Consider the following 16966-nt stretch of genomic DNA (forward strand, 5'->3'; position numbering starts at 1 on the left):
TTGCAAAATGTATATCCACAAATTGTGACGGCTGCGGATATGTTAAAAAGTACGATTCGCATTGATGAGCTCATTTCTTTCTTACAGCAAGAACATGCGAAGGCAGCAGCAATCGTCAATTCTAAATTGTACGGCTTGTTGCCTTTTTGGCGTGCATTAAAAAAAGCTGAGATTCATCCAGTTGTTGGTTTAACCGTTCGTGTACAATTTGGCGAACAGCAAGTACGATCAGTCGTTTTATATGCGGCGACACAGCAAGGTTATCAACATTTACTGAAAGTAACTTCTGCTATGTCTATTCGTGATGGAGAAGTATTACCGTTACGCTGGCTTGAGGGGTACCAAGAGGGCTGCATACTGATGATACCTATGACCTCACCGGACTGGACAACTGAAGGTTCGTTTGAAGATGTACAAGCTCTACAAGCTATTTTTGGTAAGGGTAGATTATATGTTGGGATTGATAGACCTGGTGGTTTGAAATCTGATATAGAACAGGACATTATTAGCTATTGCCACGAACAAGAATTACCTATTTGTGCGACTCAATTATGTACATTTATGCGTGAGGAACATGCTTTTTCTTTTGAAGTAGCTAAAGCTATTGAACAAGGGATGAAGATGAACATTAGTGATCAATTGACCGCACGCGAGCGCCAACAGTTTGTACCTCATAACAGCCAATGGCAGGATTGGTTTGCAGATTATCCTGAGTGGCTTTTGTCTGCCGAGGAAATGTTACTTAGCTGTCAGGTTGATCTAGCATTCGACAAATTTTTGATGCCTAAGTTTCCAACACCAAAAAGTGAGACAGCTTTTTCTTTACTTGAAGCAAATAGCTTAAGAGGACTACAAGAACGGGTACCAAATGCCAGTACAGATTATATTGAAAGATTGCATTATGAATTAGGAATCATTCAAGAAATGGGCTATGCAGATTACTTTTTAATCGTTTCGGACTATATTCAATACGCGAAAAGTAAGCAAATTTTAACGGGACCAGGTCGTGGTTCGTCAGCAAGTTCGCTTGTTGCTTATACATTACGAATTACAGATGTTGATCCACTACAATATGGTTTATTATTCGAACGGTTCTTAAATCCAGAGCGAATTACTATGCCAGATATTGACGTTGATTTTGCAGATCATCGTCGACAAGAAGTGATTCAGTATGTTGCTGATAAGTATGGAAAAACATATACATCACAAATCATTACATTCGGTACGCTAACTGCTAAAGCAGTTGCTAGAGATGTAGCACGTGTATTCGGATTTACGAGTGAAGAGATGTCGACAATTTCCTCGCTTATTCCTAATAAGGTAGGTACCACATTAAAAGGAGCCTTAGCAGAATCTGCTGCATTACGTGATTGGATTGCTACTTCAGATATACGTCAAAAATGGATTGAAGTTGCATTGAATTTAGAGGGATTGCCTCGAAATGCATCGACGCATGCAGCGGGTGTGGTACTTTCTCCAGAGCCTTTAGTAAATATCGTCCCTATTGAGCCGGGGAACGACGGGCTCTATATCACGCAATGGCCGATGCAAGAAGTAGAATCTATCGGCTTATTGAAAATGGATTTTCTTGGTTTGCGCAATTTAACCATTTTAGAGCGTATCCGTTCAATGATTTACTATGATACACGGAAATTTCTTGATTTCGAAAAAATTCCATTACATGATCCCTCGACTTTCAAGTTGTTGCAACAAGGCGATACAACAGGTGTTTTCCAATTAGAATCTGATGGTATGCGCCAAGCATTACGTGACATAAGGCCAACTGTTTTTCAGGACATCGTGGCAGTCAATGCATTGTATCGTCCAGGTCCAATGGATTTTATTCCTGTTTATAGTAAAAGGAAGCACGGTGGCGAGGCTGTAATCATGCCACATCCAGTACTTGAACCTATTTTAAGAGAGACGTATGGTGTCATTGTGTACCAGGAACAAATCATGCAAATTGCTTCAGTGATGGCAGGATTTACGATGGGAGAAGCAGATATTTTACGTCGAGCAGTTAGTAAAAAGAAGAAGGAAATATTAGATGCCGAACAACAACATTTCGTAAAAAATGCTGTAGCAAAAGGGTTTACTGAGCAAGTATCGGTGGAAGTTTACGATTTAATTGTTCGTTTTGCAAATTACGGGTTTCCAAAAAGTCATGCCGTCGCATATAGTGTCATTTCTTATCATATGGCGTATTTAAAAGCGAATTTTCCTGCGTATTTTTACGCTGCACTTTTGACAAGTACCATAGGAAATCAAGATCGTCTTATGCGCTTATTGCAAGAGGTTAAACAAAAAGGAATAACCGTGTTGCCACCATCTATTCATCATAGCGGTCGCACATTTAGAGTGGAGAATGGTGCTATTCGTTTTGCGCTTTCTGCAATAAAAGGTGTACCACAATCATTTTTAACAAAACTTTTAAGTTTACGTAAAAACGGTCATTCCAACTGGGCTGATTTATTTGACTTTGCGCTTGATATGACAGGTGTTCATTTTACTAGAAAAGCATTAGAGCCATTAATAAAGGCTGGAGCGCTAGATGACTTTGGGCGAGATCGTGGGCAACTTTTAGCTTCTATTGAAGCAGTTGTCAAGCATGCGAATTTATATCGACCAAATGATGAAGAGAGTTTATTAAGCGATGGCGATTTTTTATTTGGTAAACCAAAATATGCAGACGCAAGCTTGATGCCAGAGAAGCTATTGTTGCAATATGAAAAAGAGGTGCTTGGATTTTATATGTCAGAGCACCCAATTTTGAAATTAAAGAAAGAATTGCAACTAGATTCCATGTCTGCTGCGGATATTTTACAAATTCAAGGTCGAAAATATGCGAAAATGCTCGGAATCGTTTCAGGGATTAAGCAAATTCGTACGAAAAAAGGCGAACAAATGGCGTTTATTGACCTTGAAGATGAATCTGGCATGCTTTCAATAACTATCTTTCCTCGTGAATATAGCCAGATTCAAGAATGGTTACAAGAGGAACAGATTGTTTTGGCAGAAGGTTTTGTAGAGCTACGTAACGGTAAGGCGCAAATGATTGTAAAGAAATTAATAACGGAACTAACTGAAAAATAGATTAAACGACTAAAACTGTGTGATTTTTGCGCAGTTTTTTATTTTTACTTTACTCTTCGAAAGATTTTATGTATGCTATTATAAAAAGTGGTCAGACCACTTTTTTACAACTTATATTGTCCAAGGAGAAATTCGATGAGTGCAGAAAAACCAACTTCTAAAATGTTTATACAAATTGTCAGTGAACTACGAGCTTTAATACGTGATGAAAATATTCCGGCAGGTGGTAAAATTCCATCAGAGCGTGTACTAGCTGAGCGTTTGAATGTTGGAAGGTCATCTGTAAGAGAAGCACTACGCAGTTTAGAGCTACTTGGACTCATTGAAACGCGTAGAGGCGAAGGGACATTCTTAACCGATTTTCGAAATCATAAATTAGTAGAAGTATTGTCTACCTTCATTTTGCAAGAAGGAACAGATTTAGAAAATGTGAATGAAACACGAAAAATTCTTGAACGTGATGCAATTCGTATCGTGTCTTCTAATGAAACATTACGAAAGTTACCAGTATGGGAAAGTTTATTGCGTAATCTTGAAACTGAAGGTGTAATTGCGCGCGAAGATGTTATAAGGGAAATCGTTATCACATCAGAAAATCGCCTTGTACTGAAAATGTGGATTCTGTTAAAGCAATATGGAAAAGAGATGTATAGTGGACTTTCTACCGAGCATGAACAGCCTATGTTACAAGCATTTATAAGTGAATTAATGATAGGAAATACTGCTGAAGCAATAAGCTGGTTTGAAAAATGGACCGAGTTGCTACATAAGGGGAGAGATATTTTATGAGTATAAAAGATTTATTTAAAACCAATAAAATAAAAAATAAAGCGCGTATTTCTGTAAAGCGTGAGGAACATGATGTGCCAGAAGGAATCATGACAAAATGCCCTGATTGTCGTCATGTGGAGTTAACAAAGGATTTAATGAAAGGATTAAAAGTTTGTTCAAAGTGTGACCATCATTACAAAATGACAGCACAAGAGCGTGTTGAAATTTTCTTTGATGAAGGTACATTTAAATCATTGGACGATCATTTAGTTTCTATTAATCCATTAGAGTTTCCTAGCTATATAGAAAAAATTCAATCAGATATAAAGAAAACAGGATTAAATGAAGCAGTATTAACAGGTATCGGTGAGTTAGATGGCGAACAAATCGTTGTAGCGATTATGGATTCACATTTCCGTATGGGTTCAATGGGTTCCGTAGTAGGTGAGAAGATTACTCGTGCAATTGAAAAGGCCACTGAACTAAGTGCGCCATTTATCATTTTCACAGCTAGCGGTGGAGCTCGTATGCAAGAAGGTGTGTTATCTCTTATGCAAATGGCTAAAACAAGTGTTGCCTTACAACGCCATAGTGCAGAAGGACATTTATTTATTTCAATCATGACACACCCGACAACTGGTGGTGTTTCTGCAAGTTTTGCTTCTCTTGGGGATATTAATTTAGCTGAGCCAAAAGCATTGATTGGTTTTGCAGGGCGTCGTGTTATTGAACAGACAGTTCGTGAAAAATTACCGGAAGATTTCCAAACTGCGGAATTTTTATTGGCGCATGGTCAGTTAGATGCAGTGGTAAATCGTAAAGATATGCGCAAAACGGTTTCAACAATTGTTAAGCTTCATGTAAAGGAGGCGCAATAATTATGGTGAAATACTTACCGTTCGAAGCACCACTAATGCAGCTTCGTGAGAAAATAAATGAGTTAAAAGAATTCACTGCTAATGCAGATGTTGATATGTCGAAAGAAATTAGTCAACTTGAGGACCGTTTTAGTAAATTAGCTAAAGAAATTTATGATAATATCCAACCTTGGGACCGAGTGCAAATTGCTAGACATCCTGAGCGTCCAACGACAAAAGATTATATAAATGCTATTTTTGATGATTTCATCGAGTTTCATGGTGATCGAAACTTTGGTGATGATGAAGCGATTATCGGAGGTATAGCCTCTTTTGAAGGACGACCAATTACAATTATTGGCCATCAAAGAGGGAAGGATACAAAAGAGAATATTCGACGTAACTTCGGAATGCCGCATCCGGAGGGCTATAGAAAGGCTCTACGCCTAATGAAGCAAGCTGAGAAATTTTCAAGACCAATCATATGTATGATTGATACAAAGGGTGCGTATCCTGGTAAAGCGGCAGAACAACGTGGGCAAAGTGAAGCTATAGCGCGCAATCTATTCGAAATGGCGGGGTTAAAAGTTCCAGTCATCAGTATAGTTATAGGTGAAGGTGGTAGTGGTGGTGCACTTGCTCTTTGTGTAGCTAACCAAATTCACATGTTAGAAAATGCAACTTTGTCTGTTATTTCACCAGAAGGAGCTGCTTCGATTTTATGGAAGGATGCGACTTTAGCACAAAAAGCTGCAGAAGCTATGCGTATTACTGCACCGAACTTAAAGGAAATGGAAATTATAGATGAAATTATTCCTGAAGTGTTAGGTGGAGCACATAATGATGTAGTGCAACAAGCGCTTAATATGAAGACGGTTATTAGTGATTCATTAGAAAAACTAAAAAATATACCAGCCGATGAACTAATTGAAAATCGTTATAATAAATTTAGAGCTATTGGAGTATACACTGAATAGTAAGAAATCGTTATAATAAATTTTGAGCTATTGGGGTATAACTACATTGAATAGTAACAATTAAATATAAGAGAGGGCTGAATCTGTATCAATATCAATTAATTAGATACATGAAACAGCCTATTTCTTTCGACGCAATACTGACACAGAATACTATTTCGTGTTAATGTCTTAATAGTGACGCTTGTAGGAGGAATGAATCATATGAAAAAAATTGGTGTTTTAACAAGTGGTGGAGATGCACCAGGCATGAATGCAGCTGTCCGCGCAGTTGTCAGGAAAGCTTTATATCATGATTTAGAAGTTGCAGGTATTTACTATGGCTATCAAGGACTGATAGATGGACAAATTGAAAGTTTAGATCGCGGTTCTGTAGGGGATATTATTCAACGTGGAGGTACGAAATTACATTCTGCACGTTGTCTAGAATTCAAAACAGAAGAAGGACAACTCAAAGCGATTGAACAGTTGAAAAAGCATGGTATCGAAGGGTTAGTTGTTATCGGTGGAGACGGTTCTTATCAAGGGGCTTTGGCGTTAACGAAGCGTGGCTTCCCTTGTGTAGGTGTGCCGGGAACAATTGATAATGATATTCCGGGAACAGATTATACAATAGGCTTTGATACAGCTTTGAATACTGTAATAGATTGTATTGATAAAATTCGTGATACAGCAACATCTCATGAACGCACATTTATCATTGAAGTAATGGGTCGCGATGCAGGCGACTTGGCTTTATGGGCTGGTCTAGCTGGTGGTGCTGAAACGATTTTGATTCCTGAAGTACAACATGATTTAGACGAACTTGTCACACGTTTAGAACAAGGTTATGACAGAGGGAAAAAGCACAGCATTATTATAGTTGCTGAAGGGGTTATGTCAGCGAGTGATCTGGCAAAAAAACTTTCAGAAAAAGATATTGAAACAAGAGTTTCAGTTTTGGGTCATATCCAACGTGGTGGATCGCCGACAGCGCGTGACCGTGTACTAGCAAGTACTTTCGCTGCGAGAGCAGTAGAATTATTAATTGAGAATCGCGGTGGTCTTGCAGTTGGCATGAGAAACCATGTGGTGGTAGACTATGACTTAGAAGAGGCATTTAAGAAAGAACGTAATACAGACTTGTCAATGTACACTTTATCAAAAGAATTATCGATTTAATTAAATTGGAGTGGTCGAACAGATGAGAAAAACAAAAATTGTATGTACTATTGGTCCCGCTAGTGAATCGCAAGAAATTTTAGTGCAATTAATTGAAGCAGGTATGAACGTAGCTCGTTTGAATTTTTCGCATGGTAGTCATGAAGAACACGCAGCAAGAATTGAGAGCATTCGTGAAGCAGCGAAAAAGACTGGACAAGTTGTGGCTATTTTACTTGATACAAAAGGTCCTGAAATTCGTACGCATTCAATGGAAGATGGCGCTGTAGAATTAGTAACAGGTCAAACAATTGATGTTTCCATGACAGAAGTACTTGGCAATAAAGAAATTTTCTCTATTACGTACGAAAAACTTATCGATGATGTTGAAGAAGGTTCAACCATTTTATTAGACGATGGTCTAATTGAATTACGTGTAACTGGTAAAGATACCGAGGCTGGATTAATTCATACTGTAGTTGAAAATGCAGGCGTACTTAAAAATAAAAAAGGCGTGAATGTACCAGGCGTTTCAGTACAATTACCAGGTATTACGGAAAAGGATGCACAAGATATTCTATTTGGTATCGAACAAGGTGTAGACTTTATCGCTGCTTCATTTGTACGTCGTTCATCAGATGTATTAGAAATCCGTGAGTTGCTAGAAAATAATAATGGTGGACATATCCAAATTATTCCGAAAATCGAGAATCAAGAAGGTGTCGATAATATCGATGAAATCATTCAAGTTTCTGACGGTTTAATGGTTGCTCGTGGTGACCTTGGAGTTGAAATTCCAGCAGAAGAAGTACCTATTGTTCAAAAAAATCTTATCCAAAAATGTAACACAGTAGGAAAACCAGTTATTACAGCAACACAAATGCTGGATTCAATGCAGCGTAACCCTCGTCCTACTCGAGCTGAAGCAAGTGACGTAGCGAATGCAATATTAGATGGTACAGATGCAATCATGCTTTCTGGTGAAACAGCAGCTGGACTTTATCCGGTAGAATCTGTAAAAACGATGTATAAAATTGCTAATCGTATAGAGGATTCATTGGATCACCGTGCGATCGTTAGTAAACGTAGCCGTGAGAAAGGTGCTAGCATGACTGAGGCGATTAGCCAAGCGGTTGCTTACACTTCACTTAACTTACAAGTTTCAGCTATTTTAGCACCAACTGAAAGTGGCCATACTGCACGTATGATCGCTAAATATCGTCCAGGTGTACCGATTATTTCAGTTACATCATCAGAACAAACATGTCGTAAACTTGCTCTTGTATGGGGTGTATTCCCTATCGTTGGACCAAAAGTAAGTTCAACGGATGAAATTTTAGAGCTAACTGTTCAAGAAAGTTTGAACAAAGGCTATGTTCACCACGGTGATTTAGTTGTTATTACAGCTGGTGTGCCAGTAGGTGAAGCGGGTACTACTAACTTGATGAAAGTTCATGTAATTGGCGATATGCTTACTAAAGGTCAAGGAATTGGTAAATCTGCTGCTATAGGTAAAGCTTTAGTTGTCAGAAATGCTGAGCAAGCACTGGCGCAAGATACTGAAGGTAAAATTATTGTAACGATTGGTTCTGATCGTGATATGATGCCAGCTATCTCTAAATGTGCAGGGTTAATTACTGAAGAAGGTGGATTAACAAGTCATGCTGCAGTTGTTGGCTTAAGTTTAGGGATTCCTGTTATTGTGGGTGTGAAAGACGCTACAACAATGATTAGCGATGGACAAGAGTTATCAATTGATGCAGTATCTGGAGTTATCTACTACGGACGTTCAAGTATTTTGTAATAAATAAATAAAAAAACAACCTCAGCGCATTTGAGCTGAGGTTGTTTTTTAAAAAGAGGTGAATAAATTGCGTAAAATTCTATTATTTCTTTTGTTGATTCCTATAATTGAAATTGCGGTTGTATTAGTATCCGGAAAATTAATTGGTGCCATGTATACGCTAGTCTTAATTATTGTCACAGGTATATTAGGAATCTATTTAGCTAAAACGCAAGGAGTTAAAGCTTTTAAGGATATTCAACAAGCGATACAAAATGGACAACCACCAGGTAATGCCATGATTAATGGTTTACTTATATTTATTGGTGGATTGTTTTTAGTCTTGCCAGGTTTTGTATCTGATATTATTGGTCTTCTTCTGGTCTTTGGCCCTACAAGAAATCTCTTTAAACCAATTCTTTATTATTGGTTACGAAAAAAGATGAAAAACGGTCAAGTTATTTTGATTCAAAAATAGGATGGTTTCTTAATTTTACAGCAAGTAATAATAAGAATGGACTAATTAAAATACCTGCGATGCCAAAGAGTAATAAACTAATGGCACTTATCATAAACGCGTGAACGGAACGGATATGTAATGTTGACGCCCACATATACGATTCAGCGAATTGTCTTGAGAGCTGAATTACCGCATAGAGAATCAATAAATATATGCAAAGCAATTGATTACCTGTTACAAAAAAATATATACTCATTGGAATTAGGAAGATACCAATTCCTAAAAAGGGAAGGCTATCTGCTACAGAGATGAGTAATGCTTTTCCAACGGGAAATGAAAAACCAAGTACCATTAAGCCTACGGATAAAAGAGCGAATGTCAGGAGTAATAAACGTAATTCTACTGACAGAAAATAACCGAATAGTTGAGAAGCTTCTTCATAAACACGTTGAATAGGTTTTCTAAAGCGAGCAGGTAAATAGATAAAAAACCATAATCTATTCCTGCTTGTTTCATATAAAGCAAAATACAAGGCTACTAGATAAAAAGTAAAATTAATTAGATTCTGAAAGGTGGATTGCACAATATTTACGAGCGATTCCATAGCCATATCTACTAGGGAAACAAATTTCTCTTGCAGATTAGTGAGTAGCATGGATTGCATATCAGAGAAGAACTCAACTTGCGTAATTATACGTTTAATCTCTGGTAAAGTTTCGATTAAAACAGAAGTTAAAAATAGTATAGTTGCTACGAAAATGGATAAAATAATAGCTTCAGTAGTTAATGCTGCTAGCCATCTAGGTAGTCTTAATGTTGAGTTTAAATACTTTAGTAATGGATATGCGAAATAAGCCGTTAAAATAGCAAGTGCTAAAGGTAAAACTAACCAAGATAACACTAATAGTAGAGCAATTAGTACGGATAATTGGATTCGATACACGGTAGTTTTTTTGATTTTTTCTTGTAACAAAACATCATCCTTTAAAAAATATGATTTTTCCATCCTAGTTAATGTTATTTTTTTTCTACAAAATACAATGTTTCTGTCTAAATTTAGATTTTTGGACGAAATATGGCCTTTTCATTCACAAAGCCGTCAAAATTTATTATAATAGCAATGTAAGCGATTTACTTATAGGTTCATATCGAAAAAATATAGGTTGCATTTATGTAATTTTGTGAATGTTATCTAATACATTTGGAGAAGGAGCGATATATTATGACAGCAACACGCGGATTAGAAGGTGTCGTAGCAGCAGAGACTAAAATCAGTTCTATAATTGATGATACTCTTACATATGTTGGCTACAATATTGATGACTTAGCAGACAATGCATCTTTTGAAGAGGTAGTTTACTTACTATGGCACACACGTCTTCCTAAAGCAGACGAATTAGCTGAATTGAAACAACAATTAGCTGACAATATGGAAGTGCCACAAGCGGTATTAGATCACTTTAAAACTTATGACATCAAATCTGTTCACCCAATGGCTGCATTACGCACAGCAGTTTCTTTACTAGCTTTATATGATGAAGATGCTGAGGATATGTCTGACGAAGCAAACTATCGTAAAGCAATCAAATTGCAAGCTAGAATTTCTACTGTTGTAACTGCGTTCTCTCGTATTCGCGCAGGTTTAGAACCAGTAGCACCTAAAAAAGAGTTAAGCTACGCTGCAAACTTCCTTTATATGTTATCTGGTAAAGAACCAGAAGCAATCGCTGTTGAAGCATTCAACAAAGCATTAGTATTACATGCTGACCACGAATTAAATGCATCTACATTTACTGCTCGTGTATGTGTAGCTACATTATCTGATGTATATTCAGGTGTTACAGCTGCAATTGGCGCACTTAAAGGACCTTTACATGGCGGCGCTAACGAACAAGTAATGAAAATGCTTTCTGAAATTGGTTCAGTTGATAAAGTTGAAGATTATATCAACGATAAATTAGCTAATAAAGTTAAAATCATGGGCTTCGGACACCGCGTATACCGCAAAGGTGATCCACGTGCTCCACACTTAAAAGTTATGTCTGAAAAGTTAACTAAATTAACTGGTCAACCTGAATATTACGAAATGTCAGTGAAAATCCATGAAATGGTGACTGGACAAAAAAATCTACCACCAAACGTAGATTTCTATTCAGCATCTGTATACCACTCTTTAGGTATCGATCACGATTTATTCACTCCAATCTTCGCAGTTTCACGCGTATCTGGATGGGTAGCTCACATTTTCGAACAATATGCTAACAATCGTTTAATTCGTCCACGTGCAGAGTATGTTGGACCAGGAATGCAAAAATATGTACCTGTAAACGAAAGATAATTGGTATAATAAAAAAGTCGAGGGCGGCGCTAGGTTTTGGCACCAGCCCTTTGATTATGAATATTAGGAGGCAACAAGTTCATGTCTAACGGTAAAATCGTAGTTGAAAATGGCGTACTAAAAGTACCAAACAATCCAATCATCCCATTCATCGAAGGTGACGGAATCGGTCCAGATATTTGGGCAGCAGCATCACGCGTAATCGATGCAGCAGTAAAACAAGCTTACAATGGCGAAAAATCTATCGAGTGGAAAGAAGTACTTGCTGGACAAAAAGCATTTGACCAAACTGGCGAATGGTTACCACAAGCAACTCTTGATGCTATCAATGAATACTTAATCGCAATTAAAGGACCTCTTACTACACCAATCGGTGGCGGTATCCGTTCTCTAAACGTAGCATTACGTCAACAACTTGACCTTTATGTTTGTTTACGTCCTGTACGTTACTTCGAAGGTGTTCCTTCTCCAGTTAAACGTCCTGAAGATACTGATATGGTTATTTTCCGTGAAAACACAGAAGATATCTATGCTGGTATTGAATATGCTGAAGGTTCAGATGAAGTTAAAAAACTTATCAACTTCCTTCAAACTGAAATGGGCGTTAACAAAATCCGTTTCCCAGAAACTTCAGGTATCGGTATTAAACCAGTATCTAAAGAAGGTACTCAACGTTTAGTTCGCGCTGCTATTAACTATGCAATTAATGAAAAACGCGAATCTTTAACTTTAGTTCACAAAGGTAACATCATGAAGTTCACTGAAGGTGGATTCAAAACTTGGGGCTACGAATTAGCTGAAACTGAATTTGCTGACCAAACATTCACTTGGAACCAATATGATGCAATCAAAGAAGCTGAAGGCGCTGAAGCTGCTGATAAAGCACAAGCAGAAGCACTTGCTGCTGGTAAAATCTTAGTAAAAGATTCGATTGCTGATATCTTCTTACAACAAATCTTAACTCGTCCAAAAGAGTTTGATGTTGTAGCTACTATGAACTTAAACGGTGACTATATCTCTGACGCATTAGCTGCTCAAGTTGGTGGTATCGGTATCGCTCCAGGAGCTAACATCAACTATGTTAGTGGACATGCGATCTTCGAAGCTACTCACGGTACAGCACCAAAATATGCTGGACAAGATAAAGTAAACCCATCTTCAGTATTACTTTCTGGCGTTCTTATGCTTGAACACCTAGGCTGGAAAGAAGCTGCAGATTTAGTAACTGCATCAGTAGAAAAAACAATTGCTTCTAAAGTTGTAACTTATGACTTTGCTCGTCTAATGGACGGCGCTACAGAAGTTAAATGTTCTGCATTTGCTGACGAATTAATTAAAAACCTGTAATATTAGACTAGATGAATGAGGGGATTGGGGATTTTTTCCCCTTTTCCCTCTTTATATTTATTATCAAAGGAGTGTATTCGAATGACTTTGAAACGTAGTAAAATTTCTGTAATTGGTGGGGGCTTCACTGGCGCTACATCTGCTTTTTTAGTTGCACAAAAGGAACTTGGTGACGTTGTATTAGTAGATATTCCACAAGCTGAAAATCCAACAAAAGGTAAAGCTCTTGACATGTTCGAAGCTTCTCCAGTACAAGGTTTTGACGCACGTGTAAAGGGTACTTCTGATTATGCTGATACTGCTGATTCTGACGTAGTAATCATTACTGCTGGAGTTGCTCGTAAACCAGGAATGAGCCGCGATGATTTAGTTCTGATCAATCAAAGCGTTATGAAAGCAGTAACAAAAGAAATTGTAAAATACTCTCCAGAAGCAACAATCATCGTATTAACAAACCCAGTTGATGCAATGACTTACACAGTTTACAAAGAATCTGGTTTCCCTAAAAACCGCGTTATCGGTCAATCGGGTGTTCTTGATTCAGCTCGTTTCCGTGCATTCATCGCAGAAGAGTTAAACATCTCAGTTAAAGATATTACTGGTGTTGTTCTTGGTGGTCATGGTGACACTATGGTCCCGCTTACTCGCTACTCATTCGCTGGTGGTATTCCACTAGAAAAACTAATCGCTCCTGAGCGTTTAGAAGAAATCGTTACTCGTACACGTAACGGTGGTGCTGAAATAGTAAACCTTCTTGGTAACGGTTCTGCTTACTATGCTCCAGCTGCAGCGTTAGTTGAAATGACTGAAGCAATAATTAAAGACCAACGTCGTGTATTACCATCAATCGCTTACTTAGAAGGCGAATATGGTTACAATGATATTTACCTTGGTGTACCAACTATTCTTGGTGTTAACGGTATCGAAAGAATTATTGAATTAGATTTAACAACTGAAGAAAAAGAGGCTTTAGATAACTCTGCAGAAGCAGTTAAAAACGTTATGAAAGTTCTTGCTTAATATACTTTATTAACGAGCAGGTTGTTACCTACTCGTTTTTTTTTTTTGATATAAAAAAATTCAGATTATATAATATATGTATGCAATCATACTGTCTTTTTTTACTGATTATTGATACTATTGAAATACCAAATTATTTAAGGGGGAATATTGTGTTACTTGGCAAGAAGAGAAAGTTAGGTAGAAAAATTCAAGAGTTGTCTGTTGGCGAGTCATTACAGCTAACAGAGAAAATCGAAGATAAAGACTTACTATTATATCTCGGCTTAACCAATGACAGTAATCCTCTATACATACAACATGACTTTACCTCACAGACTAGTTTTCAAAAACCTGTAGTACCTACAATCATGTTGAATGGTGTAGTAACATCAGCTATTTCAAAATATATTCCGGGTCCTGGTTCTTATATTACTTCGCAACAATTTGAATATCCGCAACCAGTATATCATTATGATACGATTCATATTTTACTTGAAGTAACCGCAGTGAATATAGAGCTTAATGAAGTAACTGTGAATATTGAAGGACGTAATGATGAAGGCTTGCTAGTTATGCAAGGTAAAGTGACAGTAAATCCGCCGAATCGTGAACAAGATGATTCTGTAAACAAGAAAGAAGAAATCTAGTAGCAAAGGTTTGAAATGGGGGTTTCAAATCAATTGCGGGGGAAAAAACATGACATATAAAATACTTGTAGTAGAAGATGAAATTTCAATTGCAACATTATTACAATACAATCTCCAACAGGCAGGATATGAAGTAGTAGTTGCAAACGATGGGAAAGATGGCTTACACAAAGCGATTTTGGAAAAGCCAGATTTAATTTTATTAGACTTAATGTTACCTAAAATGGACGGCATGGAAGTTTGTAAAGAACTACGCATTAAGAAAATCAATACACCAATTATTATGTTAACAGCAAAAGACGATGAGTTCGATAAAGTACTTGGTCTTGAGCTTGGAGCAGATGATTATATGACAAAGCCATTCAGTCCGCGTGAAGTAATGGCTAGGGTTAAAGCGGTATTACGCCGTTCTAAAGTGGCAGAAGTAGTGAAGGAAGAAGAAGAGCATGTTGAACAAACCTATTCATTTGGACAACTGCAAGTATTACCTGATCGATTTGAAGCTTTCTTAGGAGAGGAAGTGTTAGAATTCACTCCAAAAGAATTTGAACTTCTTGTCTATTTATTAGAAAATAAAAATCGTGTGTTAACTCGCGATCAGCTATTAAGTGCTGTATGGAATTATGATTTTGCAGGAGATACGCGGATTGTTGATGTACACATTAGTCACTTACGTGAACAAATTGAAGAAAATAGTCGGAAACCAAAATTCATTAAAACAATAAGAGGTTTAGGCTATAAATTTGAGGAGCCGAAGCTATGATGAAAACTCTTAAAATTAGGTTGCTCATTGCTTTTGGATTTCTGTATGGTACAGCGTTAGCTGGTCTTGGTTTTATACTAGGCCAGCTTTTTCCTGTATATGTAGAGGATTCTATACGCTCTAATTCCATTCGATCACATGAAAATATTTTACGTGCAATAGAAAAGCAAAGTATTGATTTAACTGGAGATCAAGAACAGGCTATAATAAATGCCCTGCCGCTTGATTTTGGCGGAAATGAATTATCGGATATAAGAATTCGTCTATGGATTATGCTTATTGTCACTTTGATAATAACCTTTATACTACTTATGGTTATTACTTCGCGCTTAATAAAGAATTTGGCTCAACCTATAGATAATGTAACAAATACAGCGTTAGAGTTGGCAAAAGGAAATTATCGTGCAAGGGCATATGAAAATGTAGAATCACCAACGATACAACTAAGTAATGCGGTTAATGTACTTGCTCGTAACTTGCAAGATATTATGATGATTCGCGAGATGGAGCAAGAACGTCTAAAAACGCTGATAGAAAATATGGGTAGTGCACTAATAATGATTGGTAAGGAAGGGCATGTATCTATTGTTAATAAAGTGTTTTTGGAGTTATTCGATGTGCCTCATGATACAGTTTATAAACAGGTTTTCCGCGAATTAGGATTACCGAATGAATTAGAGCAATTTGTTGATCACGTCTTTATGACAGAAATAACATATCGTAAACAAATGCAAATAGAAATCCAACAAGAATTCCACCATATGGAAGTATATGGTGCGCCGGTAATAGGAGAACACGGTCACTGGCTGGGAATTGTAATTATCATGCACGATATTTCGGAATTGAAAAAACTTGAGCAAATACGCAAGGATTTTGTAGCAAACGTATCGCATGAATTACGTACCCCTATCACATCGATAAAAGGTTTTTCAGAAACATTATTAGACGGTGCTTACAAAGACCAAGGTACATTATTATCCTTCTTAGAAATTATTAATAAAGAGAGTAATCGCCTGCAGATGCTTATTTTAGATTTGCTTGAGTTATCGAAAATTGAAAAGCATGGTTTTACTGTCAATATTGAGCGTACAAGTCTAAAGGATATAATTGTAAGGGCGACTGAAATGACAGTGCCGCGTCTTGAGGAAAAAAACATATCTTTCGAAGCGGAAATTGAGCAGGATGTTGTAGTTGAAGGTGATGAAAACCGATTAATTCAGGTAGTGATGAATTTAATGACAAATGCAACTACTTACTCACCAGAGAATACGAAAATTAAAGTAAAATTATATGAACAAAATAAAAGTGGTGTCATTGAAATAATCGATGAGGGAATTGGAATTGAAAAACCTGAAATCCCAAGAATTTTTGAACGTTTCTACCGTGTCGACCGAGCACGTAGTCGTAATTCTGGTGGAACAGGTCTTGGTCTTGCAATTGTGAAGCATCTAATAGAGGCGCACCACGGTAAAATTCAAGTGGAGAGTGAAGTTGGTAAAGGAACGACAATGCGTGTTATTTTGCCGGAAAAACAACCAAATTAACACAACGTTTACAATTTATATATATACTCTTCATAATCCTTTGTTAATATAATATTCGAAGCCCCCTTCAACCAGTGTTTTTGGAAGCGAGAATCTAGGTTATCCTAGATTCTTTTTTAGAATTTAAAGAGCAGAATATAGTAAATATATAATACGAACATTTTTTCGTATTTTCATCAGTCGTCATTTTCCTTTCTACTTACACGCGTGGTAAGATAGAAGGAGGAGACGGCTTTTTGACGTT

Annotated in this window: 14 protein-coding genes; 13 read left to right on the top strand and 1 reads right to left on the bottom strand. The window is 37.2% G+C overall.

The window, feature by feature from the left end; genetic code table 11:
- The 7 genes from dnaE (at position 1) to MHH85_RS02775 (ending at position 9099) form a co-directional block, all read left to right on the top strand.
- The gene (gene dnaE / locus MHH85_RS02745) at positions 1-3093 is read left to right on the top strand and encodes a DNA polymerase III subunit alpha (protein ID WP_340705876.1); all 3093 of its coding nucleotides are present in this window, start codon (positions 1-3) and stop codon (positions 3091-3093) included.
- A gap of 135 nt (positions 3094-3228) precedes the next feature.
- Positions 3229-3882, top strand: coding sequence for a FadR/GntR family transcriptional regulator (locus MHH85_RS02750; protein WP_340705877.1), 654 nt, complete (start codon positions 3229-3231; stop codon positions 3880-3882).
- A complete protein-coding gene (gene accD, locus MHH85_RS02755; RefSeq protein ID WP_193740714.1) occupies positions 3879-4742 on the top strand; it encodes an acetyl-CoA carboxylase, carboxyltransferase subunit beta in 864 nt (287 codons plus the stop codon). Before MHH85_RS02750 ends, accD begins: the two co-directional genes overlap by 4 nt.
- A 2-nt stretch (positions 4743-4744) precedes the next feature.
- Positions 4745-5698 carry an acetyl-CoA carboxylase carboxyltransferase subunit alpha gene (locus MHH85_RS02760; RefSeq protein ID WP_193740713.1) on the top strand — a complete coding sequence of 318 codons (954 nt, stop codon included), beginning with the start codon at positions 4745-4747 and terminating at the stop codon, positions 5696-5698.
- 204 nt (positions 5699-5902) lie between these two features.
- Positions 5903-6859, top strand: a complete 957-nt coding sequence (gene pfkA / locus MHH85_RS02765; protein WP_053416614.1) for a 6-phosphofructokinase — start codon at positions 5903-5905, stop codon at positions 6857-6859.
- 22 nt (positions 6860-6881) lie between these two features.
- Positions 6882-8642 carry a pyruvate kinase gene (gene pyk / locus MHH85_RS02770; protein WP_193740712.1) on the top strand — a complete coding sequence of 587 codons (1761 nt, stop codon included), beginning with the start codon at positions 6882-6884 and terminating at the stop codon, positions 8640-8642.
- A 67-nt stretch (positions 8643-8709) separates the two neighbouring features.
- Positions 8710-9099, top strand: a complete 390-nt coding sequence (locus tag MHH85_RS02775) for an FxsA family protein (protein WP_193740711.1) — start codon at positions 8710-8712, stop codon at positions 9097-9099.
- On the opposite strand, the gene MHH85_RS02780 is transcribed toward MHH85_RS02775, so the two are convergent.
- Positions 9080-10054: an AI-2E family transporter gene (locus MHH85_RS02780; protein WP_340705878.1), complete on the bottom strand. Its 975-nt coding sequence runs from the start codon at positions 10052-10054 to the stop codon at positions 9080-9082. The genes MHH85_RS02775 and MHH85_RS02780 overlap by 20 nt on opposite strands.
- 249 nt (positions 10055-10303) lie before the next feature.
- Here MHH85_RS02780 and citZ point away from each other — a divergent pair, with 249 nt between their 5' ends.
- From citZ to pnpS, 6 genes are all read left to right on the top strand, one after another.
- Positions 10304-11419, top strand: a complete 1116-nt coding sequence (gene citZ, locus MHH85_RS02785) for a citrate synthase (RefSeq protein ID WP_038187768.1) — start codon at positions 10304-10306, stop codon at positions 11417-11419.
- Positions 11420-11500: 81 nt separating this feature from the next.
- Positions 11501-12766, top strand: a complete 1266-nt coding sequence (gene icd / locus MHH85_RS02790) for an NADP-dependent isocitrate dehydrogenase (protein WP_193740709.1) — start codon at positions 11501-11503, stop codon at positions 12764-12766.
- 81 nt (positions 12767-12847) lie between these two features.
- Positions 12848-13786, top strand: coding sequence for a malate dehydrogenase (gene mdh, locus MHH85_RS02795; RefSeq protein ID WP_340705879.1), 939 nt, complete (start codon positions 12848-12850; stop codon positions 13784-13786).
- 152 nt (positions 13787-13938) lie between these two features.
- The gene (locus MHH85_RS02800; RefSeq protein ID WP_193740708.1) at positions 13939-14415 is read left to right on the top strand and encodes a MaoC/PaaZ C-terminal domain-containing protein; all 477 of its coding nucleotides are present in this window, start codon (positions 13939-13941) and stop codon (positions 14413-14415) included.
- A 49-nt stretch (positions 14416-14464) separates the two neighbouring features.
- The gene (locus tag MHH85_RS02805; RefSeq protein WP_193740707.1) at positions 14465-15178 is read left to right on the top strand and encodes a response regulator transcription factor; all 714 of its coding nucleotides are present in this window, start codon (positions 14465-14467) and stop codon (positions 15176-15178) included.
- Complete coding sequence (pnpS, locus tag MHH85_RS02810) at positions 15178-16722, top strand: two-component system histidine kinase PnpS (protein WP_340708114.1); 1545 nt, start codon at positions 15178-15180, stop codon at positions 16720-16722. Before MHH85_RS02805 ends, pnpS begins: the two co-directional genes overlap by 1 nt.
- Positions 16723-16966 lie beyond the last annotated feature (244 nt).

Origin of the sequence: Viridibacillus sp. FSL E2-0187, from assembly GCF_038006425.1 — a bacterium.
Classification (GTDB): Bacteria; Bacillota; Bacilli; order Bacillales_A; family Planococcaceae; genus Viridibacillus; species Viridibacillus arvi.

Bases quoted from the DNA above. Each gene is read 5' to 3' on its own strand.
- MHH85_RS02750 (WP_340705877.1), top strand. From the start codon at position 3,229: ATGAGTGCAGAAAAACCAACTTCTAAAATGTTTATACAAATTGTCAGT.
- accD (WP_193740714.1), top strand. From the start codon at position 3,879: ATGAGTATAAAAGATTTATTTAAAACCAATAAAATAAAAAATAAAGCG.
- MHH85_RS02760 (WP_193740713.1), top strand. From the start codon at position 4,745: ATGGTGAAATACTTACCGTTCGAAGCACCACTAATGCAGCTTCGTGAG.
- pfkA (WP_053416614.1), top strand. From the start codon at position 5,903: ATGAAAAAAATTGGTGTTTTAACAAGTGGTGGAGATGCACCAGGCATG.
- pyk (WP_193740712.1), top strand. From the start codon at position 6,882: ATGAGAAAAACAAAAATTGTATGTACTATTGGTCCCGCTAGTGAATCG.
- citZ (WP_038187768.1), top strand. From the start codon at position 10,304: ATGACAGCAACACGCGGATTAGAAGGTGTCGTAGCAGCAGAGACTAAA.
- icd (WP_193740709.1), top strand. From the start codon at position 11,501: ATGTCTAACGGTAAAATCGTAGTTGAAAATGGCGTACTAAAAGTACCA.
- mdh (WP_340705879.1), top strand. From the start codon at position 12,848: ATGACTTTGAAACGTAGTAAAATTTCTGTAATTGGTGGGGGCTTCACT.
- MHH85_RS02805 (WP_193740707.1), top strand. From the start codon at position 14,465: ATGACATATAAAATACTTGTAGTAGAAGATGAAATTTCAATTGCAACA.
- pnpS (WP_340708114.1), top strand. From the start codon at position 15,178: ATGAAAACTCTTAAAATTAGGTTGCTCATTGCTTTTGGATTTCTGTAT.